This window comes from Parashewanella sp. 2304DJ23-3, from assembly GCF_056591695.1.
This window is the reverse complement of record NZ_JBWQOH010000009.1, coordinates 13,264-39,023: the sequence shown is the minus strand read 5'-3', so window position 1 is coordinate 39,023 and position 25,760 is coordinate 13,264. Positions and strand designations below refer to the sequence as shown.

Genomic DNA, 25,760 nt, shown 5'->3' with positions numbered 1-25,760 from the left:
ACAGATGAAAGTTTGTGGTATTGAATTAACAGGTGGTGATGCCATCTTAACAATGGTGAGCTTTGAAGGTGATACCTTTACGGTGCCTGAATGTCGTAAGCGCTCGTTTAGCGTATCAAAATCAGCTGAGCAAGAAAGTATTGTAGATTTTCAATTTGCTTTCCAAAAGCTAATGGAAGATTACCACGTCGATAAAGTTGTTATTATCGAACGTCACCAAAAAGGTAAGCATATGGGTACTGCTACTGGCTTTAAGTTAGAAGCCGCTATCCAACTTTCAGGTTTACCTGTAGAGCTGATTTCAACGCTTACCATTAAAGAGCAGCTAAAGCGTAACCCACCGCATGTAGACTTTGACGCATTGGAACTAAAGAGATTTCAAAAGCCTGCATTCGAAGCAGCTTATGCTTATCAAACGTTGACGATTTACAACAAGTAAATCTACCTTTAGAGCTTAATTCAAAAATTAAGCTCTTTACTCTTCCTTCATTAAATTGATTTGTCTCTCAAATCACTAAATTAAATATTGACTGAAAACGATTTTCATTTAGAATTTAATTCACGCATACCGTTTTTAAGTTTTCAAATGTCTGAATTGAAAAAATACCTAAAAAAAGTTTGTAAAAAACAGGCTCAAAAAGCTGTTTCTCAACTCAATATTTCAGACAAAAATAAAGCAAAAAAACACGCCAAGCACCTTGCGAAAAAGACCTACAAATTTTTAAAAAAAGAACTTGTTAAAAATCCGAAAAAGAAAATTAAAAACCAAGTGAAAATAGAGCTTAAAAACTTGATTGGGCAAAGTATCAGTCAAAATGACGCCATATATAATTTACAAGTTGCGACCCCTAAGATTGAACTCATTCCAACAATAAGCTTAACTCACCCCTTGAAAAGCAAACCATGTAGTGGCTGCCCTGCACTAAAACAAGGCTTATGCAAGTGCGCAGAAAAAGCTCAACAAAGACAAGTTGCAGTTTAATTCGACGCTATAGGTTCTTTAATTTCAATGCCTGACCAAGGCAGTATTTTCAAAGAAGTGTACATTTTTATCGTTAAAATGAGTGAAGATACAATTAAAGATATACAAGTGGAAATGGCCGCTCCTTCGATTTCAAAAATTGGAATCAGAATCGCATTTAACACCCCATTAAGAACAATAGAAAACACCAATACTGCCATAACAATCTTTTCATGACCCGAGTACTGAAGCCAAACCGCTGGTAACCCCAAAACTGAATGCAATATGGTTCCAACAATTAAGTATATAAGTGTTCGATAAGCCAGTTCAGTGTCGTGCCCAAACAGCGCTAAAATTAGGTGGCCAAACACGGCCGTTACACCACCAATTAACATGACAGAAACGAGCATGATTTTCATAAACTTCCAATTGAGTGCCGCAATAGATGCATAGCCATCTTTAATCGCATTCACCGCCATTGGAGTGAGAAGAGCGTAGACGGCAACCCTTGCTGTTCCTGTGGCCATCATGATCGTTTGAGCTGCAGCAAAGTGTCCGACCGCAATTTCACCCGACATATATTCGATCATGTAAATGTCGATTTGGCGCATCATGGTTTGCATTACAAGCACAATCATTAAGGGGATCGACACTTTTAACCAAGTGGCAGGCTTTGATTCAACTTTTGGTTTCCCGAAAGACATTAACCCCAATGAGCGGCTTTTAAAAAACAACCAGATAAGAATTGAAAGTTCAACGACGAGAGCAACAGCAATGGCAATTTGACCGTTTAAACTGCCAAAAAAGTAATAATAACTCACGCACAAAAACGTAATTAAAATAGGGTTTATTATTCGTGGCGCAATAAACGCCAAATCCAAACGCTTGAATACTTGAAAGATACCGCATATAAGACTTGAAGCAGCAAGGATAGGAATAATCCATGTTGCAAGTAAAACGGGATGATATCCTTTTCCATCAAACAACTTAAAATCAGCTTCATTTCCCCAAAAGACAAAACCTGAAATAAGCACAGAAACAACTAAGGCTAATACAAAATAGAAACGCACAAAGTTCCCAATCCTTTCAGCGTCTTTTTCTTTAATGTGCTCCACAAGAAATTTTGAAACGGCGTTTGCTCCACCCATAATCGCGATGATTGCACCGAGCTTGAAAAACGCTTCAGCAACTTTGTAATTCCCGTAATCCATTGGGCCTAATATTCTTGCCAATACCACGTTCATTCCGTACAGCAAGAAATAACCACCAATAAAAATTGTCATCATAAACATTGAGTGACGAGTCAAATTTACCGATTGTACTGACATTAAAAAAGCCCTTCTGAAACTGCGTTACTTAAACAGTATAGAAGAGCTTTTTCAGCTTTGAAGGGCAGGTTGTTAAGCGAGGTTCATCAGCATTTTTCTCTTTCTAATCACCTCTGCCAACTCTTGCTTATCTTTATTGTTTAGCTTATCTACTAAAGGGATTTTTGCCGTTAATGGATTGACAGCTTTGCCATTTATTTGAAATTCATAATGTAAATGAGGCCCTGTAGTCCGTCCTGTATTGCCGCTTAATGCGATGATCTGACCACGCTTCACTTTCTGCCCTACTTTCACCAATGCCTTAGATAGGTGTAAATAACGCGTTGAGTACTTGTCATTATGCTCTACAACAATATATTTACCGGCGAATGGATGGTTAGTCACTAATCTCACAATACCGTCGCCAGGTGCAATAACTTTTGTACCTATAGGAACAGCAAAATCAACGCCATTATGTGGCGAAATCCGCCCTGTCACGGGGTGTTTCCTATGCGGGTTAAATCTAGAACTCAAACGAGCTTTATGTTGTAAAGGCAATCGTTGGAATGCGGTCTGCATGCCTCGCCCTTGATCATCGTAAAAATTACCATCCTTGTACTGAAATAAGCTAAAGCTGCCTCTGTTTGTTTCAAAGAACACGCCTTCTATTTTTCCTATTCCTGTCGCATCTCCATCGATAAACTGTTCATTAACTAAAACTTTGAACTTATCACCTTTTCGAACATCGCGTTTAAAGTTAATTTTCGTCGTCAATAAATCTGAAACCCTTGCAATTTGCTTAGGTGTTAAACCCACTTTTTTAGCACTTAAATAAAAAGATCCAACTACTTCACCTGATAATACTCTTGGCTGCCAAAAGCCATGTTCATAAAGTTCATTGACTTGATATGAACCATCTATATACCTCGAATACACAACTTTTTTGGCTTTATTAAATATAAGCTCTAATTTTTGTAATTGACCTTGCTCGTCGATCCAGAATTCAATTTGATTTCCAGGCTCTAATGTATCCAATGCTAATACATTGAGGTCAGCAGCAAGTATCTTGTGCATTTCAGCTCTTGAAACACCCGCTTTCATGAACAGCTCACTCAGTGTGTCACCATTAGCAATCATGAAATCAAATTGAGGCTTAACGGTTGCTGGTTTTTCTAGCTCATTCGATAACCCTGCTTCTTGAACTATAGAGTCAGTGTGTAAATTAAGAGGGACTTGTCCAGATATCTCTTTTTCTGCTCTTGGCCATAAAACCAACCCTGCCACAATTACTACGGAAAGAAGAAAAAGATTTCTATAGAAATGACGATTTTTGCGATAGCTTGATTCAAAAAATGATGCACTTTTCTTAATAATGGATACCGAATACAACATTACCTCCTCGCAGTATTTTAATGCGTTCCCTCTATCTCAGAGACAAAAGCGAGCCTGTTTATATCAAATAAAAGCAAACTCGCATAATTAATTCTGATTAAATTACACACAAAATCGGACCAGTGTCTAAAAAGTGAAATTTAGAACCAATGTTGGGAACTATCTCAACATAGCCTTAACTTTACCTGACTTCCTACAGATGTTTTTTGAATATCAATACGTTGCTGAATTTGTTCTTTCATTTCGGTTACGTGAGAAATTACACCAATCATTCGTCCAGCAGACTGGAGATCAACTAAGGTGCGGATTGCTAGTTCCAGTGAGTCTTGATCTAGGCTACCAAAGCCTTCATCAATGAATAACGTATCAAGCTTAATGCCACCAGCATAAGCCTGAACAACCTCAGATAGGGCTAGAGCAAGCGATAATGCAGCCATAAAGCTTTCACCGCCACTCAGCGTCGCAACATCACGCACTTTAGACGTGTATGCATCTTCAACTTCCAACTCAAGGCCTGAAGCTTTATTTCCTTTGGCTTTGTCTTCTTTTCTCAGTAAGCGATAGCGACCTTTACTCATCATATGTAAGCGTCGACTGGCATCTAATAGCACATCGTCTAACAACACACTTAATACAAATCGGTTTAAGCTGATTCGGTTACCTGTTTGACCATTAGCCACATCAGAGAGAGTACCAATAACAGCATATTCATCCTCTAAGGTTTTGGTTGTTTTATCTAACTCGATTAACTGCTGCTTAACCTGTTGTAGCTGAGTCACTTGAGTCTGTAATTCCTGCCACATTTGCTCCGCTTTTTTATAACTCTGTTGCTGCAGTAATTGCTGTTGCTCTAATGCTTCAATATCAGGGACATGCTTCTCCGCTAATCGCGTTTTTAATTCATCCAATTTAGATTGATTGATAGAACATTGCTGTTGATATTGCTGAGCCTCAACTTCTAATGATTGCAGGACTGGCTTATCGAGGTTTGCACTTAGTAGTGCATTCTCGTCAGTGAACCCAACACTGCTCAAATTTTCATTGAATGCTTTAATCGTGTTATCTCGATTTTCAATAGCCACCTTTTCTTGCTTTGATGCTGAAACGAGAGAAGCCTCATTAGCCGCAACAACTTGAGATGATTGGTTATGCGCTTCTCTTATTTGGCTTATCTGTTTAGCACTAAACTCAATCTTATTTCGCAGCTCCTGCTGTTTTGTATTCAATGAGTTCAAGTCTGTAATGTCATTGCTCAATCGCTTTTCAATTTCTGCAATTTGAGACCGCAAGGTTACTGTGTGCGGCGTGAGTTCATCGAAACGCTTACGAATGGATTGCCTCTCTGTATTCAACTGCGTTTCTTGTTGCTCAGTTCTCTGATACTCATTTTGTAATTGATTAACTTGTTGTATTGCTTTGGTGGCCTGCTCTAGCTGCGTTTGAACGTATTCAATTTGTTGCTGATTTTCTGCAACAGTTCGATTCGCATTTTCACCGAGCTCTAACTTAACATTCTGAACTTCAACGTCTAAATTCAGCAATAACTGCTTTAAATGCTTATACGAAGATCGAGCTTCATTTAACGCTGTTAACGCCGCATTTTCAGCTAATTGCGCTTGCTCAAGATCTTGTTCCGTAGGTGGTGTTATTGTTGCGACAACGGGATTTGGATGCTCAACACTTCCGCAAACGGGGCAAGGCTGATTGAGCTGTAATTGTTGAGCTAAAACTGAAGCTTGAGATTGATGCCAATCGATACGAAGTTTGGTATGTTGCTCCACTTTAGATTCGTAAATCGTTTTAAGGTTCTGCCCGCCTTCTTTAGCTTGCAACAATTGTTGATTTAATTTTGCTGTTTCAGTTTGTTTATGCGCTAGGGTTGTTAACTTTTCATCCAATTGTTGTAATTGAAATATCTGCGCTTGAGATTCATGCTGCTTTTCAGCTTGCATACGCAACTCAGGAAGTTGCTGTTGAATCTGTTGCTTTGTGGATTGCAAAGTTTGGAGTCGACATTCACTTTCCGCCAATTTTTGCTCAATTGACTCAAGCTCTTTTTCAGCACCAACTAAGTTTACTAAGACTTGTTTTTTTTCAGCTAAAATTGGTGCAAGCTCATTAAGAACAACTAAGTGCTGTTCAAATGATTTTTGCTCTGATTCTAAGTTCTCGAGTTTCGATAAATCATCACTCGTCTTAGCATGAGTTTGTTTCGAATTTTCGAGTGCCTTTTGGGCTTGTTCAACCCCTATCTTAGATTGTTCAAATTCGTTACTTCGTTGTTGCTTGGAAACATAAAGTGGCATTACCTCAGCAGCCAATTTGGCTTGAGATATTTGCAAAACTTTTGCATCAATGACACTTTTGTTTTGCTCTAAAGACTGTTGAATCTGTTTTTGATTTTCAAACTCGGTAAATTGCTGTTTGAGTAATTTATCTTGTTGAAGCTTTTGGGTCAGCTGTAGTAATTGCGCATGCTCATCCGATTTAACTTGCCCAGCACTTTCAAGCAAAGGGCTGAACTCTGACAAAGACGCACTCAGTTCATCATCAGAACTTAATGAGACAGATTGAAGGATACCTTCTCGTTTATTTCGTTGCGCTTGTACTTGCTGGCGAACTTCACTTGATTGCTGTCTTAGCTTATCTTCGATTCGACGGTAAATTTGAGTTTGAAACAGTTGCCCGAAAATCTTTTCTCTCGACTTTGAATCGGCCATTAGCAAATCACGAAATTTGCCCTGAGGTAGCACCATGACCTGCCTGAACTGATCAACATCTAAACCTAGAATATCCTCAATAAATGCAGTCGCTTCTGATACTTTCGTCTCAACCAGTAGAGTTTCATTGCCGTCAGTATCTATTCGAAAGAGTTGAGCTTCTGGCTTTTGTTGAGTGTATCCGTCACCTCGGCTTTTTTTTCTTGCTTGTTCAGGGACACGTCTGATTCGATATTGATATTCACCTAATGAGAACTCAAATGTCACCTCAGTTAATATCGATTCAGCAGCCATATCACAACGCATTTGGCTCCCTTCACGCTCATTACCTGTCGTTCGACCATAAAGCGCAAAGCAGATACCGTCTAATATTGTTGTTTTACCAGCACCTGTAGCCCCATTAATTAAAAACAATGCGTTTTGTGAAAAATCTGAAAACCGGATTATTTGAGTATCAGCAAATGGACCAAAGGCTGACAGAGTTAAGCTTATTGGTCTCATTTCTCATCCTCGTTTCGATGTAGATCTTCGAGGAGATTTGATAAACGACGTTGTTGTAATTCATTAAGCTCATCGCCTGTCGTTTGTTCAAAGAAACTGGTAAACATATCCATTTCATTTTGTTTGATATGTTCACGTTTAATCTCAGTTTGTCTCACATCAGACATTAACCCAGTTCGTTCAATATGTAATACATTTGGGTATACGCTTCTGAGTTTGCCCATTACATCTAAAATGGCTTGTTTATCTAACAAACGAACCAGTAAGTAGTCATCACTCTCTGTATCAGATGTCCCAGCTTCTAATATATCGGCGAGATAACCTTCTATTACCCTGACATTTCGCCTTGCAGTCAGTGGTAATAAGCTTATTTCAGGTGATTTTGAATCAGATTGAAATTCAACCAACGTAATAGACTTGTTTTGTTTTACTTCACTGAAAGAGTATTTTAGCGGTGAGCCAGAATAACGAATGTGTTCAGCGCCCTTATATTGCGGGCCATGTAAATGCCCAAGTGCCACGTAGTCAAAATGCTTAAATATCTCAGGGTTGATTTTATCTGCCCCGCCAATACTTAATGGACGTTCAGATTCGGACTCACTTCCACCATCTAAAAAACAATGACTGATAACCACTTTAGGTAAACCCTCACTGTCATCCTCTGTCACTTGCTGCAATATGGCCTTCATCGCTGTTTCGTGACTTATTACCTCAACATCAAATACATGGCTGACCCTTGAAGGTTCAGCGTAAGGAATAGGATAAAAAATGGCATTACCACTTTTACCCGTCAATTCTACTTTTTGAATATGTTCAGTCAGAGGTCCAATAATATGTAAACCACTTTCTGACATTTGTTGAGAGGCAAAAGCTAATCGCTCATAGCCATCATGGTTACCCGCAATCATGATCACTTGAATCTTTAGTTCATGCACCAACTTTTGTAAAACCTCATCAAGTAGAGTTATAGCAGCTGCTGGCGGAACTGAGCGATCATAAATGTCTCCAGCAACGACGACAACATCAACGTGATGGCGTTGAGCTAGCTCTACGATTTGCTTTAACACAAAAGCTTGATCATCAAGTAAAGATTGGTTGTGAAGCTGGCGTCCAATATGCCAATCAGAGGTATGTATGAATTTCATAATCCTAAATATATCAGTTGGGAATGTTCATAAGTGAAGAATAAACTGCTGGTAGTAAGTCTTAAATTTTGAACGTAATTAGTATTTTATTACTTTCAAAGTTCGCAAAAAAAACAGTAAGAATACTAACAAGCATATGGGCATTAAGTATATACATTCGTTTGTGTATTCAAAAATCTTATACACTCATAACAACGTGGGTGGTCGCTTAATACTGGGTTGTCAAACTGACTGTTTAAGACATCTGATCCATTAATAATTTGACGCTCATTGCCAAGGACATCACAACAACCAGCGGCCGAATGATTTGACTGCCTTTACTGATCACTAAACGTGAGCCAATATTAGCGCCTATTATGCCGCCAATCATCATCACGAAACCAACGAGCCAATACACATGTCCACTCAAAATAAACACACCTAATGCTGCAATATTAGTCGAAAAGTTAAGCAACTTAGCATGGGCTGTCGCTTTGGCGAGTCCATAACCATATAAAGTAACAAAAGCTAGAGCAAAGAAACTGCCCGTACCCGGTCCAAAAAAACCATCATAAAATCCAACTGAAAGCGCAGCGGTAAAAGCAAATAGAGTAGGAGTCAGTAACTGTTGACTCTCGCTATCATTGAGCTTTTTAGAGAATAAAAAGTAACAACCGATTCCGAGCATCAAAAAAGGAAGAAGAAGCATCAGTAGTTCAGTATCAATTAACTGAACACAGTACGCACCAACTGCCGCACCAACAAAAGAACACAGCACTGATAGCCACATTTTTTTGAGCTTAATCACACCATGACGAACAAAGTACAGTGTTGCGGAAAAACTGCCTGCGCACGCTTGTAATTTGTTGGTACCGAGTGCCGCAACAGGCGGAACACCTGCCCACATTAATGCTGGAATAGTAAGTAGACCACCACCGCCAGCAATTGAATCAATAAACCCTGCGACTGTCGCTGTAGCAAAAAGCAGTAACGCAATTTGTAGAGTAAGTTCAAATTCCATAATTTTTCTAGATAATAAAAAGCCACCATAGTGGTGGCTTAAGAAAAGTAGTTACAATGATACGGAAATCATAGGTTAATGAGAACAACCTTCACCGCATTCATGATCGTCTGCAAAATCATCATCACCTTCTTGATTCTGCATAACACCCCAACCATCAGTAATACCGTCATAGTCTTCCGCAAAGCTATTCAATTCAGCCTCTTGTGCAACAATGGTTTCATACTCAGGAACCATATTTAAGGTCACAATGATCTCATGTTTTGCTGTTTCTTCATTGAACATCAGTTCAACTTCACCAGCAGATTCTGAATTAACTAAATCTTCAAGCGCAGTTTCAGCGTCTCTTTGCTCATCAAAGACTAAGAAGAAATCTACATCCATCGGTTGACTCAAATCCATGCCTGACTCAGCCATGGCTAATAACATCTTACCGTTATCATCGTCAGGTAATGACATTAACTCTTCTCCGTGCCCAACGACAACAGCTGATTCACCGTTAAACGTAACCAGATCACCAGATACAAGCTTTTTACGTTTGCGAGTCTCTACTTCACCATTAACCGTTACCAAACCTTCAGCAATCACTTGCTTAGCTTCCGCACCAGCACTGATCATGCCTTGAATTTTAAGAACCTTATAAAGCTCAATGAATTCGTCGCCTTCTCGCAACTCAATTTGTTCAATATCTGACATAGTTTACGCTATAAAAAACCGAAAACAGGATTATACCTTCATTCACTTGATTTCACGACTCAATAAACCAAAAACGCAATCATCGACCCAACGCTCACCATTTTGTACGTGCTCTCTCAGCACCCCTTCTTGATGAAATCCCGTCTTTTGCAGTACCCGTTGTGAACCGATATTTTCAACGTCGCAATAAGCAATGAACTTCCGAATGCCGTACTTATGTATGCCCCATTGAGTAATCTGCTGCAGTGCTTCTGTCGCAAAACCTTTACCTTGAGCCCTTGGGTGCATCATATATCCAACTTCCGCATCCTTGTATACTTCATCTATACATCGAAAACCTGAGTAACCAACAAAATTTCCATCTCGATCCTCTAACACTAACGCTAACCACTCATTAAGCTCGAAGTCCCATGGTTTCTTTCTCTGCTCGAACGTTTGTCGGATTTCATATTCTGCTTGAGGGGGTCTAATAAATCGACATACCTCAACACTTGAATTCATTTCAAAAAATATCGGCCAGTCAGAGTCTGAAAGTGAACGCAAAGTAAGATTTTTGGATTCTAGATTTATCATTTTCTTCCTTGGATAAAAAAAGCGACCAACGGTCGCCTTATCTTTGATAACTCATTGATTATTGCTGAGAAGCAATCCAATGGTCAATCTTTTGTTCCATAACTGCCATAGGTAATGAACCTGTAGTCAAAATTTGATCATGGAAGTCTTTAAGATCAAACTTATCACCAAGGGCTTTTTCAGCTTTTTCACGCAATTCGATTATCTTTAACTGACCTATTTTATAAGAAAGTGCCTGACCTGGGATTGCCATATAACGTTCAACTTCAGCAGTAATGTCAGATTCCGCCATTGGCGAATTATCTTTCATGTACTGAATGGCTTGTTCACGGCTCCAGCCTTTAGCATGAAGACCTGTATCCACAACTAAACGCATAGCACGAAGCATTTCATCAGACAGCTTACCAAAATATTGATAAGGATCAGTAAATAGACCCATCTCAATACCTAAGTATTCAGCGTAAAGCGCCCAACCTTCTTCAAATGCAGTGTAACCACTAAAACGTTGGAACTGCGGAACACCTTTTAATTCCTGTTTAATCGCAATCTGGAAATGATGTCCTGGCGCCGCTTCATGCAACGACAATGTGGTCATGCCCCACTTTGGCTGTGCCTTTAAATTATAAGTATTAATATAGAAAATACCTGGGCGAGATCCATCAACCGCAGGTGATTGATATGAAGCACCTGCTGCTGACTTTTCACGGAAAGCTTCAACTGGCTTAACGATGTAGTCTGCGACTGGCATAACATTAAAATATTTAGGCAGCTCTTTATTAATCTTAGTTTTTAAGTCCATATAGCCATCAACTAAACCTTGACGATCTTCAAAGAAGTATTGAGGCTCTGATGACAAAGAAGCAAAGAACGCTTTAAGATCACCTTTAAATCCAACTTGTTCACGAACTTTATCCATTTCTGACAAAATACGAGAAACTTCACTTAACCCAATTTCATGAATTTCATCAACTGGCATTTTTGTCGTAGTGTGGTAATTCGCATAATGTTGATACCATGCTTTACCATTTGGTAATCCCCACCAACCATGAGTTGCACGAGACTTTGGTAGATATGTCGTCTCAAAGTAACCTTTCAAATTCGAGATTGCTGGCAGCAACTTATCTGAAATCATGACTTTGTATTTAGCGGTTAATGCCGCTTTATCTGCATCAGAAAAACTTTCAGGGAAATTGTTAACAGGGGAATAGAAAATACTCTCTTCTGGCTTTTCAACTAACTGCGATTGCAGTTGTGGAATGATTTTTTCAACGAGCACTCGAGGTAAAACAACTTTACTCTCGATCCCCTCATCCATACGCTGTTGAGCTAGCTTAGTCCATTGAATAAATCCGGTTAAACGAGATAGCCAATTTTCGTAATCTTTTACCGTTTTAAACGGCTGAGCACTTTCACCGGTACCTAACTGAATCATAGTGATCACTGTATTATAGAATTGGTTCATCGGTAACCAACGATCTGGGTACTTCTCACCAATCAACTCCATATTTCGGTCATAGGCAAATAGGTCATAGCTAAATTGCAATGATGGAGATAGGTCTTCACGGTTAATCTTACGTACTTTATCTAAGTAAGATTGATTCAAATTGTGGCGAGCTTTCAAATATTCTTCTGTTAAATCGCCACCAAATTGATCATTGTAATCATTAACGCCTACAAACGTAGCCATTAAAGGGTTTAACTCAATTTGATCATTAAAAAATTGGTCAACCAATTTTAAATATCTAATGTCTGCCCGTTCTTTCATTGAAACAGTAGATTCCTTAGCTGCAGGTTTACTCGTTTTTGATTCTGGTGCAGCTGAATCATCACAACCTGTCAGCGAAAGTGCTGCACTCATTGCGATCATTAGTAGCGACTTTTTCATTATTTTATCCTTATTTTTAAACAAGCAGTTTTAGGGAAATGCTTTTATATCAAGGTCTACAGATGATTTTTCAAAATTGTCATCTATACTTTAACTCGGTGTCAAATCACAAACATAAGATTGTACTGGTTATTTGAGTGCTTTTGTAGGAGTAAAGCATGTTGTACTCATGGAGAAAACCGAGTTATAAAGATCCTGTTACAGGCGTTTATAACCAAATCTATTTTGTCGAGACGTTTAATCGACAATGGCAAAAGCATTTATCCAAACAGCAAGGTTTAGCGATCTTATACATCTGCCCTGTTTTAGATGAAACCGCCAACCCGAAGCCTGTTTTACAATCATTTTCTAAAAAGTTAAAACAAAAGCTAGTTAGACAAGATGATCTTATCGCAAGAAATGACCGAGGCATATTCACAGTCGGAATATTTGCAGTTGATGACTATGGAATGAAAGCAGTGCTTACACGACTTAAAGATGCCATTGAAGAAGAGAAAGAAGAAGCTAATACTCTATTTCATCAAAGGTTTGATTGCAGAATTGCAGCTGGACATTGTTTACCAACACCAAGCAAATCATCCGACGGTTTAATTGCTAAAGTAGAAAGTGCGGCTTCAAAACTGTGTAAAAAGACGGGGCAACATTTAGACATCATATATTGGGAATAAAAAGCCTCCAGCTTTGAACAATATTTTTGTCTTTATATCTAGAGGCCGTTCACAATTAGTCATTTTGATTTGTTACTGCCTCTAGTTTTACACATCAACAGACATAAAAAATGCCAGTCACTGACTGGCATTTTTCATCAAGACGTTAACTTATTGTAAGCCAGTCTCTTCATCTAAATCTGTCGAATACTTAATTTCAGCATGTGCTTTTAAGTAGGCAACAAGTGAAGTGTAATCTTGGTTACTGTATTGATTAACCAATTGCTGCTGTAGAGAAGCAATCACATTGTCATCAATACCTTCAGCCGCATTCACTTTATCTAGCACAACGACAGCAAAGCCATCAGTAAGACCAACAGTATCAACTGAAGGTACACTTTTTGGCGCTGGCATTTGGAATGCTTTAGTAACGATTGCAGAGTTCAGTTCACGGTCAAAACGATGAAGTTTTGCTTTAGCTGTTAATTCAACTTCAGACTTATCAGCTTTGATACTTGCAGCTAATTCTTTTGCTTTAGCTTCCGCTTTTGCATTCGCTTTTTCTTGTGCAATTCGAGCAACGATATCAGATTTAACTTCATCAAAAGTCTTTGTGCCTGCTACCTTATGCTCATTGACACGAAGTACAACTGAATGGCTGTCATCAATATCAACAACTTCACTGTTCATACCATCTTGCAATACTTGATCAGAAAACGCAGCTTTAATAACTTCAGGGTTATTTAGCTCTGTAGGTACAGTGTTACGAGAGAACAATGCAGTGTGCTTAACTTCACCATCAACCGCTTTAGCTGTATCAGTAAGAGAATCTGGTTGCTCATAACTGGTATTTGCTAACTGTTCTTTCTGCTCGTAGTACTCTTCATCAGCTTGCTTCTTCTTAAGATCTTGAATGATTTCTTGCTTAACTTTAGCAAATTCAATCGTCGTCGAAGGCTGAACATCTAACAGTTTGATCAAATGGAAGCCAAACTCACTTTCAACAACATCTGAAACTTGACCTTTTTTCAGCTCAAACATCGCTTTGTCGAACGCTGGATCCATAACGCCATGTTCATACCAATCAAGCTTACCGCCTTCTTTAGCAGAAAACGTATCTTCTGAATCTTTTTCAGCCAACTTGGCAAAGTCAGCACCGTTATCTAATTCTTTCTTAATTTCTTCAATTTTGGCTTTAGCTTTCGCTTTATCATCACCAAATTGAACTAAGATGTGAGCTGGTAGACGTTTCTCTTGAGACTGATACTCAGCTTTATGTTCATCATAGTAAGCCTGTGCATCAGCATCAGTTACGTGAACATTTTTAGCTAAATCTGCAGAATTAAGCTCAACGTAATTGACACTGATCATTTCAGGTCGAATGAACTGATCTTGATGAGTGTCATAATATTCTTTTGCTTGTTCGTCAGAAACCTTGATGTCAGCTTTAAATGGCTCTGCATTAACAATTGCATATTTAATGTCACGGCTCTGGCCTTGTAACTCTGCAATTTGCTTTGCTTCACCTTTTAGGGCGAACTCGCTCCCTAAAGTACCTTCGATGAGTTGACGACGAGTCATGTCGTTACGCATTGTGTTTCTGAAAGCAACTGGCTGGTAACCTAATTGACGAAGCAACGCTTGGTAGCGATCATTGTCAAATTTACCATCAGTTTGGAATGCTGGCTCAGTGAAAATAGCTTTCTTTACTTGCTCGTCAGAAACCGTAAGTCCTAACTTTTTAGCCGCTTGATCTACAAGTTTTTGAGCGACTAGACGGTCTAATACTTGTTGTCTAACTGTTTGCAGGTAACCATCATTAGCAGACAGAGTATCGAACATTTCTCCTAACTGCTGTTGTAAGCGATTACGCTCACTTTGATAAGCCTGTTCAAGTTCTGCTTTACTGATATCTTCGCCGTTAACTGTCGCAGCAGGCACAGCTGTTGACGAACCTAGGTAACTACTAATACCAGCAAAGGCGAAAGATAAGATCACAAGAACCAAGATGCTTTTAGCAACCCAGCTTTGTGAACCATCACGAATCTTTTCTAACATCAGATTTCTCGCTTTTTGCGTTAAACTAGAACAAGCAGTTGAGCGTTACATTTGCTTTTCTAGATCTCAAATAAAAAGGCGCAACAAATGTGCGCCTTAAGTCGGTGTTTGGAGTAAACTCCAGAGCCCTTCTCGTAAAAAGCACTGCGAAGCAGTGCTTAAACACGTGAACCTATAAAGGCTACAAACTGTTCTTAGTTAACAGCGTCTTTCAGAGCTTTACCAGCTTTGAATGCAGGCACTTTAGCTGCTGCAATTTTGATTTCCGCACCCGTTTGTGGGTTACGGCCAGTACGAGCAGCGCGCTCACGTACTTCAAAAGTACCAAAACCAACTAGAGAAATTTTGTCACCGCTTTTTAGCGTGTCAGTCACAGCTGCGATGAAAGAGTCTAATGCGCGGCCAGCAGCTGCTTTAGTGATGTCTGCATCAGACGCAATTTTCTCGATTAGTTCAGATTTGTTCATGTCATCCCCTTGAATGTAATATTTTTAGCACCGCAACCAAGTCCTTCTCTTTACGCGGCTTGCGGAGGCTTTTATAACAAGCTTAAAACCAAAGTTCAAGCTAACTATTAAAACCAATGAAAAATAATTGGATTTAGCTCTACACCAGCGCTTCCGCGGGTTTTGGTGCTGATTCTCCACTTCCCTAGGCTACCACAGGTCTCTGTTTTGTTAAGCCCTTTTTTCATGTTTTTTAAGCAAATAACACTATTTTTTTGCTTTTTTTGGATTTTTGACCACTTCAAAGCCTTTAATTGGTCTTTCTAACGCCAATTCAAGTACTTCGTCTACCCAACGAACTGGGTGAATTTCCAAATCAGCCACAACATTTTGTGGGATTTCTTCTAAATCACGCTCGTTTTCTTTAGGTATCAGAACTCGCTTTATGCCACCACGATGTGCTGCAAGTAACTTTTCTTTTAGGCCACCAATCGGTAATACTTCACCACGCAGGGTAATTTCACCGGTCATTGCCACATCGGCACATACAGGGTTACCCGTTAAACTCGATACCAATGTAGTACACATTGCTGCACCAGCTGAAGGACCATCTTTCGGTGTCGCTCCTTCTGGCACATGAACGTGAATATCACGTTTTTCATGGAAGTCTGGGTTAATACCTAACTCTTCCGCACGAGCACGAACTACAGTCATTGCTGCCTGAATCGACTCTTGCATGACATCACCAAGTGAACCTGTGTAAGACAGCTTACCTTTACCAGGGACCGATGTTGCTTCAATGGTCAAGAGATCACCACCAACTTGGGTATAGGCTAAACCTGTTACCTGACCAATTTGGTTTTTCGACTCAGCTTTACCATAATCGAAGCGTTGGACACCAAGGAATGACTTAATGTTCCCTTCATCCACCTTAACTTTTTTAACGGACTTATCCAGCAAGATTTGCTTAACTACTTTGCGGCAAACTTTAGATAACTCACGTTCAAGTGCACGAACACCTGCTTCACGAGTGTAGTAACGAATAATGCTGATTACAGCACTTTCATCCACTTCAATTTCAGACGTTTTTAACCCGTTGCGCTCAATTTGTTTAGGCAATAAATGTTGTGTTGCGATGTTCAGTTTTTCGTCTTCGGTATAACCAGACAAACGAATCACTTCCATACGGTCTAATAAAGGGCCTGGAATATCCATCGAGTTAGACGTTGCAACAAACATAACATCTGATAAGTCGTAATCGATTTCTAAGTAATGGTCGTTGAATGTTGCGTTTTGTTCAGGATCTAACACTTCTAGTAGTGCAGATGCAGGGTCGCCTCGCATATCAGAACTCATCTTATCGATTTCGTCTAATAAGAATAATGGGTTCTTAACGCCAACTTTAGCCATCTTTTGAATGACTTTACCCGGCATTGAGCCAATGTATGTTCTTCTGTGACCACGGATTTCAGCTTCATCACGTACACCACCTAAAGCAACGCGTATATATTTACGCCCCGTCGCTTTAGCGATTGATTGACCTAATGAAGTTTTACCTACACCTGGAGGCCCCACTAAGCACAAAATCGGGCCTTTCAATAATTTTACTCGACTTTGAACTGCTAGATACTCAAGAATGCGTTCTTTTACTTTCTCTAGACCGTAATGATCAGTGTCTAATACTTCTTCGGCTTTGGACAGATCACGCTTGATTTTTGAACGCTTCTTCCAAGGTACTGATGTCATCCAATCAATGTAGCTGCGAACAACTGTCGCCTCTGCTGACATCGGTGACATCATTTTTAACTTGTTCAATTCAGCTAAAGTTTTATCTTTAGCTTCTGATGGCATTTGAGCTTCTTCAACTTTCTTACCAAGCACTTCAAATTCGTCTTGGCCTTCGTCTAAATCACCGAGTTCTTTTTGAATGGCTTTCATTTGCTCATTCAAGTAATACTCACGCTGACTCTTTTCCATCTGCTTTTTAACACGAGAACGAATACGTTTTTCAACTTGTAATAAGTCGATTTCCGCTTCCATCATGCTCATTAGGTATTCAAGGCGCTCTGATACATTAAACATCTCAAGCACTGACTGCTTGTCGCCAAGCTTAAGCGGCATATGTGCAGCCATTGTATCTGCAAGACGAGCCGCCTCTTCAATACCAGAAAGCGAAGTTAATACTTCAGGCGGAATCTTTTTATTCAGCTTGATGTAACCTTCAAATTGGCCAATGGCGCTACGTACAAGTACTTCTTCTTCTTTGCTGTCTAGCTCACCAGAATCTTTATGGCCAGCTACCGCAACAAAGTACTCATCTTCTTGGGTAAACTTTTCTATGACTGCACGCTTTCCACCTTCAACCAATACTTTTACTGTGCCGTCGGGTAATTTAAGCAGTTGCAGAATTGAAGCAACGGTACCAACATCGAAAATGTCATCTGTAGTCGGTTCGTCAAGATCGGCGTCGCGCTGGGCAACAAGGATAATCTGTTTATCCTGCTCCATTGCTGCTTCTAGACAACGAATTGATTTTTCGCGGCCTATGAACAACGGAATAACCATGTGAGGGTAAACTACCACATCTCTCAGTGGTAATACGGGAAGTTCGATATGCGCTTCACTCTCTTGGGTCATATTGCAATTCCGTATGATGAAATGAGTTATTAAGAGTATATTGGGATTGAAATTGCCGTTTCAATACCAGATTGCTAAAAAAGCTGATTGCTAAGAGCTGTTACGTTAAATTTTAAGCGATGATATTCAAGTTTCATTAAACATGGACAAGGTATCCTGCCATTTCACTCTACAGTGTAGGCTTTGGAATTGAAAATGAAAACACTACTTCTTGGTATCAGCTTAATTTTTAGTCTATTGAGTTTCCCTTCTCATGCATTTGAATCATGGCGCAGCTATATAGATGGCCGTGTTGATGGTCTAACTTATTATTTAGTTAAAGAAACGTACCACAAACTTAAATATAAATACCCTAACATCGACAAAAATGCGACAGCTTATGATTTAGGTTGTCGCTCTGGAAATGAAGACACATATCTCATTGAAAAAGGTTGGAACGTAAGTTGTATCAATCCAACTACTCGCCCTATAAATATTATGACTCAGAGAGCAAAGGGTTTTCCAGGCCACTTTACTTTTCAACAAGGGCCTCTTTCTAAATTAACAATGAAAGGAAAATATAACTTTGTGTATGCAGTTCGTTCACTGCCATTTGAAAAGGAGGGTGACATGCTAGGTATTTTTCAAACCATTCATGACCACTTAAAGCCTAATGGTGTTTTTGCCTTCACAATGAATGGCCCTGACGCTTCGTTTAATAAAGATGGCAGTACATTTGGTCTTACACCTCAGGAGCTTAAAAATCTAATTAGCGAATCTGATTTTAAAGTCGAAACATTGTTACATAGAAAATATCAGCAAAAAGACTTTTTAGGAGATCTCGAAAAGTGGGATGTCTATGATGTTGTAGTAAGTCTTCGTTAGAACTTATAACAAAAAGCCCAAGACTCAATGCTTGGGCTTTTTATACAAGAATTAAAAATTACTTCTTACGCCATGTTGTACCATTAGCGCCATCTTCAAGAACAACCCCAAGCGCATTTAATCCATCACGTGCTTTATCTGCTGCTGCCCAATCTTTTTCAGTACGAGCACGATTGCGCTCAGCAATTAATGCTTCAATCTCAGCAACTTCATCTTGATTACCTTCTCCTTGGAAGAAAGCTTCAGGTGTCTGCTTTAACAAACCAAGCACATCAGTAAGTTGCTTTAATTTTGCACCTAGGGCATTAGCAGAAGCTACATCTGAACCTTTCAAACGATTGATTTCACGTACCATATCAAACAATATTGAGTAAGCTTCTGGTGTATTAAAGTCATCGTCCATCGCTTCATTAAACTTAGCGACAAATGCCTCAGCTTCTGCAGGTTCAACGCTCAAATCTAAATCTTTAATCGCTGTGTATAAACGTTCAACAGCCGCACGAGCCTGATTCAAATTGTCTTCAGAGTAGTTGATTTGACTGCGATAATGTCCAGACAATAAGAAGTAACGAATCGTTTCAGCATCATAATGAGCAAGAACATCACGAATCGTAAAAAAGTTATCCAATGACTTCGACATTTTCTCTTTGTCGATCATCACCATGCCAGAATGCATCCAATAATTTACGTATGAAGTATCATTTGCGCAGCAAGACTGAGCAATCTCATTTTCATGATGTGGGAACTGAAGATCTGAACCGCCACCATGAATATCAAAATGATTACCTAAGTTTTTGCTGTTCATTGCTGAACATTCAATGTGCCATCCTGGACGTCCTGGTCCCCATGGTGAATCCCATGTTGGTTCACCTGGCTTAGACATTTTCCAAAGAACAAAATCCATTGGGTTTTCTTTAGCGTCTTCAACTTCAACGCGAGCACCGGCTTTAAGTTGCTCTAAATCTTGGCCTGATAAACGACCGTAATCAGCAAAAGATTCCACACGAAACAGTACGTCGCCATTTTCAGCCACATAGGCATGTTCTTTTTCAATTAAACGCTCAATCATTTCGACCATATCAGGGATATGTTCAGTCGCTCTTGGCTCGATATCTGGACGAATCATATTTAAAGCATCAAAATCAGCGTGCATTTCGCCAATTAAGCGCTCTGTTAAGTCATCGCAAGACTCTTTATTTTCATTAGCACGTTTAATAATTTTATCGTCAACATCAGTGATATTGCGATGGTAATCTAAATTGTAGCCACTAAAGCGCAAATAACGTGCAATCATATCGAATGAAACAAAAGTACGGCCATGACCAATGTGACAGAGATCGTAAATAGTTACCCCACACACGTACATGCCAACTTTGTCAGCACGAATCGGTTTAAATTCCTCTTTTTTGCGGGTTAAGCTGTTGTATATTTTCAACATTATCGATCTCTTTATTTTAATGGTCATACATATATTGGAGTCAATTATTGTGAAACTCCAAATCCATGAGCCCGAAAGTTTATCATGTGTGCAGACTTAGTGAATACTTCTCTTTATAGAATTTAGTAGTTAAGTTAAAATTAAGCCTTTATAACTTGATTACAGTATCCAAATGATCACATTACATACCAACTTTGGTGACATTAAAATCACTCTAGACTTTGAAAATGCACCAAAAACGGCTGAAAACTTCATGAAGTACGCAAAAGAAGGTTTCTTCGAAGGTACAGTTTTCCATCGTGTAATCGATGGCTTTATGGTCCAAGGTGGTGGTTTCACTGCTGATATGGAACAAAAGCAAGGTCACGAAGCGATTGAAAATGAAGCGAACAACGGCTTATCAAACAAAATCGGGACTCTTGCAATGGCTCGCACTCAAGCGCCACACTCTGCAAGTTCTCAGTTCTTCATTAACATCAGTGATAACACCTTCTTAGATTTCAAATCAGAAACACTACAAGGCTGGGGTTATTGTGTGTTTGGTGAAGTTACTGAAGGCATGGATGTTGTTGAGAAAATTAAAGGCGTTGCAACTGGCCGCAGTGGTATGCATCAAGACGTGCCGTTAGAGCCTGTTTTAATTGAAAAAGTAACGATCGAAGGCTAAATTCTTTAGATGACGACTTTATTTATTGGAGATCTTCACTTAAGTGATGATCTCCCTTATATCACCAAAGCTTTTTACCATTTTTTAGAGACTCAAGCTCATAAAGCTGAGGCTCTGTATATTCTTGGTGATCTCTTTGAAATTTGGTTAGGCGATGACGTAGCAGACGATTTGGCACTTGAAGTCGCCGAAAAGTTGAAAGCAACATCACGTTATACTCCCATCTATTTCATTAACGGAAATCGTGATTTTCTATTGAGCCATCAATATGCAAAATTATCTGGGATGAAGATACTACCAGAGGTTCACACCATTAACCTTTATGGTAAAAAAACGGTGCTCCTTCATGGTGATACATTGTGCACATTAGATGAGGAATACCAAAAATTCCGTAAGCTAAGAAACAACCCAGCCATACGTTGGATTTATACGACGATGCCAAGTGGTGTTCGACGACTAATCGCTAAAAATGTTCGTGGTAAAAGTAAAAAAGCAAATAAATCCAAGAGCATGAAAATTATGGATGTTACACCATCAGCCGTAAAACAGTTAATGCTTGAAACTAACACCACGCAGATGATTCATGGCCATACTCACAGACCAGGCTTTAGCAATGTTGTTGAAGGAAAAGAGCGCATTGTCGTTGGTGATTGGTACGATGAAGGCAGCGTGTTAGAAGTTTCGCCTGATGGAGCGATGTTAACGACACTGCCGTTTTGATATTTTTTATGATTCTTTCTTGTATTGAGGAAGCGGCTCCATATATACCCCTAGTTCTAGCTGACTAGCTAAATTCTCTAGCGCTTTTCTCGATTCTTCCATATACACAATTGAATCTTTTATTGTTTTAGCTCTATCCCACTTTTTCTCAACTCCAGCGCTGACAGCGTCTTCTCTAGTAGCCATAGTATGGACATCCCTTTCTGTTAAATCGGGCTTTTGTGGTAGCTCTCTCGATAAAATTCTACTCGCATAATGCAAGCTCTGAATTTGTTTTTGTGCAACCTCATCCACTGATTCAATACTAAATACATGATTCATCTGTTTAGTAAATGTACCTAACTTTGTAAAGTCTTTCGTAAATAAATCAAACTTTGGTTTCTTTTTATCTTCAGGATCGACTCTATAGGTAGTTAGAGCTAATGAATCATCACAATATTTTCGAACTTCTGCACTCATACTCGGAGCTTTAGCTTCCGCTTGAGTGAACTGATTCATGGACCTCAATGGAATTGAAAGACTAGCTGAAAAAGACTGCTCTAAATCTCTTTCAGTAGCAGCTTCTTTTAAAGGCTTTACAAGCGTACCACCTTTCGCATTTGGTAAGACTGAAGCTCCCCCAACTAACCCACTTTGTTTCGTTTTTTGGTTTTCTGCCGATTGTTCTTGATGAATCAATTCCACATCTTGTTCTAACTGACGAACATTTACTCCATGTGTAAACCATACACTATTTTTTAAATGGCTAGTAACATCAGCTCCCATTTTAAAATCATCATCACATTCTATATATGCATAATAACGTAATCCACTTGCACACTGTTCAGCCGTTAAATCTGGTTCAAGAGGATTTTTCTTGTTATTCGCATCCATTGAAACTTCGTTGAGCTTATTTAGTATAATCCAGTTTAACTCTGTCGGCTTTTCATCAGCTTGAGCTCTTTTGAATATCGTTTTCCCTGAATAACTTTCACTCATGTATTTTTTTCCATTTGCCCCAGAAACAACCTCAAATGAAACTTCTTTCGTAAATAGTTTATTTGCAGGAAATGGTACTAAGCCTTCTTGATATGCCTCGTTCCAATTCTCAAGAAAAGTTTGATCACTAATACTAGTATCCATAAATTGGTTGTTTAGCTCTTTGTATTTACTCATAACTTCTTTACTATGAGTCGACTTAGAGAGTTTATTTTCTGTGGGCTCAGAAACTGAACAAAAAGAAGTGTGAGCTAGTTGTTGCCTTACGCCTTCAACAGCCATAATTAAACCTCATATATAAATTTAAATTCATATAAGAGGTTAATGCTGTTTTATTATTCACTCTAATTAATTATTTTTAATGTAAAAACACAATATTTTTAGAAAAAAATATCGGTAATTTAACTGGTTATATTATTTGCAATTAGATAGTCGCTACCATAAATAACAGTGCGAGTACCACTTTGATTTTACATATAAACTTTCTGATTTAAATTACTTCAGGTAAATCAAAACTATATAAACAAATACCTAACTCTTTGGCCTTGCATTCTAAAACCGGGATAAGTTCTTTTAAATAAACCTGTGTATGAAGAAGACCTATAAACTTTTCAGTATTAGCACCTGGAAAAAACTCTTTTAATAATTCAGTACTGCTCTTTATGGTTTCAGCAGTCGATACGTCACCTTGTACATTAACATTTAGATCTTTGAAGTCTTGCCTAGCAGGAATATCTCTTTCTAAAACTTTACAAGCCATATGTAATTGAAATAAATCTCTAGCATATTCTTCACTGTAATTTTTTTCAGCTAAAACTTTTTCTACATTACTTGCAAAACCTGATGTTTTAAATGAGTCGGAAAACAAGGAATAAGATGGTGCGTTACGGATGCTTGGATCAAATTTATATGTGGAGTCCAGTAATGCACCTCTTTCGGTGTCAAGGCATAGCTCCGTTTCCATATTCATTTCAGGAGCAATCAATTTAGCTGACGTTCTTGGAACACTTGATTGACATGAATCTTGTAAGGAAGTCATAAGCGATGACGATGTGTCGCACGATAATAGAAAATCATCCCTTTCCCTAGATGGTTGACAAAAATCAATTTGACCTGAACCACATATCATTTGTCTGGGATTGATCTGACTGCTTAATTCAACTTGCTTCTTATTAATTTCTCTTAAGTCACTTAACACATTATAATAGTTTAACTCTCCACTTCGAAAAATTGTTGTTTGATTATTTAAATCTTCAAGGGCGTCCATCCAAAGTCTAGGACCCTCACCTGTTTCAACATGGGCTAAATAATGTAAACAAAGCAAAGCTTGGGTTATATTTTGACTTCGATTAAGTGTAGTTTTATTTAAACTTTGTGTTAACCCATAGAGCTTCCCTTGGACTGAAAACTGAAAAGGAGCAGCAGAGTGTGGGGCAGTAAGAGTCGCTTTTTTATAAGTATCTCCATCTAACATATCTTTAGCATCCAAAGGTACTAATTGAAGATGTCTTGCATTCTCATATTCTTTTCTAAATTCACCTTCTGTAGTTTTAGGTTCTAACCATAGATTATTTAATATCCCGTAATTTTCTTCGATATGTGGATCAAAGGGGGGAATACCTTTACATTCAATAACAGGTTCAAAGCCTGCAAGTGGGATTTTTAAATTAAAACAATCAGGCAATGGTGGCATTGATGAAGGTTCAGCTAATGAAGCTGTAGATTGTCTCACTGCTAGAACTGAACTCGAAGTCGGATACATACCACTTCCCGTAAACGAAGTACTTCTTAATAATTCAGTTTGCGTTCGTCTATGCGCCCCCTCATGAGATCTCGAAGCTCCATCAGGCAGAGACTGAAAACCCATCTGCTGCATTGAATACTCTAAGGGTACCCCTCCTCCTGTAGCCATTTCGTTCACCTTAAATAAAATTAATGAGATTTTAAAAAAGGTTAACCCTCATGATTTAGTAAGCCTAATTAATTAAAATTAACAATTATTGATAGGTAAACTAATCATTAACAGAATATGGAATTGAAAAGCCCAGTTCCCGCTACAAGGAGCTATAAACTTAGTGGCCTGAGATTTTTATAGGTCAGAAAAATATTCTAATGTAGAAACTCAAAAAGTCTTATTAACCAGTTTAAGATTAAATTAACGTTAAACAGGAACTCCACTATGAAACTTAAAGTCAAAGTCATTTGATGAAATAAGCTCTGCTTCAATTTCTCCAAAGCGTTGTACTCTTTCTGAGATATCTTCTCCTGCAATTTCTTCTGCAAGAGATAAATAATCTTGGTAATGTCGAGCTTCACTTCGCAATAATGAAACGTAAAAGTCACCTAGCCGCTTATCAACATGCGGAGCCAGAGCTGCAAAGCGTTCACACGAACGAGCTTCAATGTAAGCACCTATAATCAGCTTATCAATTAACGTATCAGGCTCGTAACTGGTAACGTTTCGAATCATGCCTTTAGCATAACGGCTTGACGTAATGTTTTCATAAGGAACGTTAAACTCTTCCATCAACTCTAACACTTGATAAAAATGGTGTAGCTCTTCTTTTATTAGTAATACCATTTTATCAATCAAGTCTTGTCCATACGGAGTACCTGATTTCGGTAGCATAGATTTAGTTAGGGTATTATGCTTCACTAGCTCACGCCAATCACCCTCTTTACGATAGGCAAAAGCCTCAAAGGGCTTTAGCCACTCTAAAAGAGCATTACCACTTTCTTTATCTACTGCATATTTGCGAATTAAGTACATAGCACTTTGGGCGGCCTTCAACTCACATATTAGGTGGTCTAATAAAATTACCGGTAAATTTTCAGGCTTTATCGCTTCATCAATCCACGCTTGCGGTGTTTCACATTTCAAAAATGATTTAATTGGGGCTAACAACTCTTGCAATTCTTTATCCTAGCTTGCCATTCAACGCTGCGAAATAGTAACACAATCGCCCATGAATAAGTGCCCTATAGGCAGTGTCAATTCAACACACACAACCAAAGCTTGAGTGTCATTTAAACATGCACAAAAAATTAACTTCTTGACTAGCCGCCTGTTTTGTTTAATAAATAAACTATATCAAATAAAAACTGATATAGAACTTGTCAGGCTG

At 38.8% G+C, this 25,760-nt stretch carries 21 protein-coding genes and 1 pseudogene; 6 read left to right on the top strand and 16 right to left on the bottom strand.

Annotated elements, in window-relative coordinates; all coding sequences use genetic code 11:
* Positions 1-4 precede the first annotated feature (4 nt).
* Both AC1EU2_RS14925 and AC1EU2_RS14920 read left to right on the top strand, forming a co-directional pair.
* A complete protein-coding gene (locus tag AC1EU2_RS14925) occupies positions 5-439 on the top strand; it encodes a DUF3010 family protein (protein WP_480299083.1) in 435 nt (144 codons plus the stop codon).
* A 147-nt stretch (positions 440-586) separates the two neighbouring features.
* Complete coding sequence (locus AC1EU2_RS14920; RefSeq protein WP_480299082.1) at positions 587-982, top strand: hypothetical protein; 396 nt, start codon at positions 587-589, stop codon at positions 980-982.
* On the opposite strand, the gene AC1EU2_RS14915 is transcribed toward AC1EU2_RS14920, so the two are convergent.
* The 9 genes and pseudogenes from AC1EU2_RS14915 to AC1EU2_RS14875 form a co-directional block, all read right to left on the bottom strand.
* Entirely contained in the window at positions 979-2,289 is a 1,311-nt protein-coding gene (locus tag AC1EU2_RS14915; protein ID WP_480299081.1) for an oligosaccharide flippase family protein, read from the bottom strand. The two genes, AC1EU2_RS14920 and AC1EU2_RS14915, sit on opposite strands and share 4 nt — an antisense overlap.
* 72 nt (positions 2,290-2,361) lie before the next feature.
* Positions 2,362-3,660: a peptidoglycan DD-metalloendopeptidase family protein gene (locus AC1EU2_RS14910; RefSeq protein WP_480299080.1), complete on the bottom strand. Its 1,299-nt coding sequence runs from the start codon at positions 3,658-3,660 to the stop codon at positions 2,362-2,364.
* Between the two features lie 164 nt (positions 3,661-3,824).
* Positions 3,825-6,881, bottom strand: a complete 3,057-nt coding sequence (locus AC1EU2_RS14905) for an SbcC/MukB-like Walker B domain-containing protein (protein ID WP_480299079.1) — start codon at positions 6,879-6,881, stop codon at positions 3,825-3,827.
* On the bottom strand, positions 6,878-8,026 hold the full coding sequence (locus tag AC1EU2_RS14900; RefSeq protein WP_480299078.1) for an exonuclease SbcCD subunit D: 1,149 nt from the start codon (positions 8,024-8,026) through the stop codon (positions 6,878-6,880). The genes AC1EU2_RS14905 and AC1EU2_RS14900 overlap by 4 nt, the downstream gene beginning before the upstream one ends.
* Before the next feature lie 235 nt (positions 8,027-8,261).
* The gene (locus AC1EU2_RS14895; RefSeq protein WP_480299077.1) at positions 8,262-9,026 is read right to left on the bottom strand and encodes a TSUP family transporter; all 765 of its coding nucleotides are present in this window, start codon (positions 9,024-9,026) and stop codon (positions 8,262-8,264) included.
* 75 nt (positions 9,027-9,101) lie between these two features.
* Positions 9,102-9,485 carry a ribonuclease E inhibitor RraB gene (locus tag AC1EU2_RS14890; protein WP_480299162.1) on the bottom strand — a complete coding sequence of 128 codons (384 nt, stop codon included), beginning with the start codon at positions 9,483-9,485 and terminating at the stop codon, positions 9,102-9,104.
* Between the two features lie 18 nt (positions 9,486-9,503).
* A pseudogene (locus tag AC1EU2_RS14885) lies at positions 9,504-9,722 on the bottom strand (RNA-binding S4 domain-containing protein); the annotation flags it as partial.
* Positions 9,723-9,764: 42 nt separating this feature from the next.
* Entirely contained in the window at positions 9,765-10,295 is a 531-nt protein-coding gene (locus tag AC1EU2_RS14880; RefSeq protein WP_480299076.1) for a GNAT family N-acetyltransferase, read from the bottom strand.
* 58 nt (positions 10,296-10,353) lie between these two features.
* On the bottom strand, positions 10,354-12,180 hold the full coding sequence (locus AC1EU2_RS14875) for a DUF885 domain-containing protein (RefSeq protein WP_480299075.1): 1,827 nt from the start codon (positions 12,178-12,180) through the stop codon (positions 10,354-10,356).
* A 158-nt stretch (positions 12,181-12,338) separates the two neighbouring features.
* Between AC1EU2_RS14875 and AC1EU2_RS14870 the strand changes: the two genes are divergently transcribed.
* A complete protein-coding gene (locus AC1EU2_RS14870; RefSeq protein WP_480299074.1) occupies positions 12,339-12,848 on the top strand; it encodes a nucleotidyl cyclase domain-containing protein in 510 nt (169 codons plus the stop codon).
* 150 nt (positions 12,849-12,998) lie between these two features.
* Here AC1EU2_RS14870 and AC1EU2_RS14865 read toward each other — a convergent pair whose 3' ends face one another.
* From AC1EU2_RS14865 to lon, 3 genes are all read right to left on the bottom strand, one after another.
* On the bottom strand, positions 12,999-14,885 hold the full coding sequence (locus AC1EU2_RS14865) for a SurA N-terminal domain-containing protein (RefSeq protein ID WP_480299073.1): 1,887 nt from the start codon (positions 14,883-14,885) through the stop codon (positions 12,999-13,001).
* Between the two features lie 194 nt (positions 14,886-15,079).
* Positions 15,080-15,352, bottom strand: coding sequence for a nucleoid-associated protein HU-beta (hupB, locus tag AC1EU2_RS14860; RefSeq protein ID WP_121839368.1), 273 nt, complete (start codon positions 15,350-15,352; stop codon positions 15,080-15,082).
* 246 nt (positions 15,353-15,598) lie between these two features.
* Positions 15,599-17,968: an endopeptidase La gene (lon, locus tag AC1EU2_RS14855; RefSeq protein WP_480299072.1), complete on the bottom strand. Its 2,370-nt coding sequence runs from the start codon at positions 17,966-17,968 to the stop codon at positions 15,599-15,601.
* 195 nt (positions 17,969-18,163) lie between these two features.
* Here lon and AC1EU2_RS14850 point away from each other — a divergent pair, with 195 nt between their 5' ends.
* Positions 18,164-18,832, top strand: a complete 669-nt coding sequence (locus tag AC1EU2_RS14850) for a methyltransferase domain-containing protein (protein WP_480299071.1) — start codon at positions 18,164-18,166, stop codon at positions 18,830-18,832.
* Positions 18,833-18,890: 58 nt separating this feature from the next.
* On the opposite strand, the gene cysS is transcribed toward AC1EU2_RS14850, so the two are convergent.
* Positions 18,891-20,270 carry a cysteine--tRNA ligase gene (cysS, locus tag AC1EU2_RS14845; protein ID WP_480299070.1) on the bottom strand — a complete coding sequence of 460 codons (1,380 nt, stop codon included), beginning with the start codon at positions 20,268-20,270 and terminating at the stop codon, positions 18,891-18,893.
* A gap of 172 nt (positions 20,271-20,442) precedes the next feature.
* Here cysS and AC1EU2_RS14840 point away from each other — a divergent pair, with 172 nt between their 5' ends.
* Positions 20,443-20,937: a peptidylprolyl isomerase gene (locus AC1EU2_RS14840; protein WP_480299069.1), complete on the top strand. Its 495-nt coding sequence runs from the start codon at positions 20,443-20,445 to the stop codon at positions 20,935-20,937.
* A 9-nt stretch (positions 20,938-20,946) separates the two neighbouring features.
* On the top strand, positions 20,947-21,657 hold the full coding sequence (locus AC1EU2_RS14835; RefSeq protein ID WP_480299068.1) for a UDP-2,3-diacylglucosamine diphosphatase: 711 nt from the start codon (positions 20,947-20,949) through the stop codon (positions 21,655-21,657).
* Between the two features lie 6 nt (positions 21,658-21,663).
* Here AC1EU2_RS14835 and AC1EU2_RS14830 read toward each other — a convergent pair whose 3' ends face one another.
* The 3 genes from AC1EU2_RS14830 to miaE all read right to left on the bottom strand — a co-directional run bounded on the left by AC1EU2_RS14830 (position 21,664) and on the right by miaE (position 25,549).
* A complete protein-coding gene (locus AC1EU2_RS14830; protein WP_480299067.1) occupies positions 21,664-22,812 on the bottom strand; it encodes a hypothetical protein in 1,149 nt (382 codons plus the stop codon).
* A 313-nt stretch (positions 22,813-23,125) separates the two neighbouring features.
* Complete coding sequence (locus tag AC1EU2_RS14825) at positions 23,126-24,547, bottom strand: hypothetical protein (protein ID WP_480299066.1); 1,422 nt, start codon at positions 24,545-24,547, stop codon at positions 23,126-23,128.
* A gap of 249 nt (positions 24,548-24,796) precedes the next feature.
* A complete protein-coding gene (gene miaE, locus AC1EU2_RS14820; protein WP_480299065.1) occupies positions 24,797-25,549 on the bottom strand; it encodes a tRNA isopentenyl-2-thiomethyl-A-37 hydroxylase MiaE in 753 nt (250 codons plus the stop codon).
* Between the last annotated feature and the right edge of the window lie 211 nt (positions 25,550-25,760).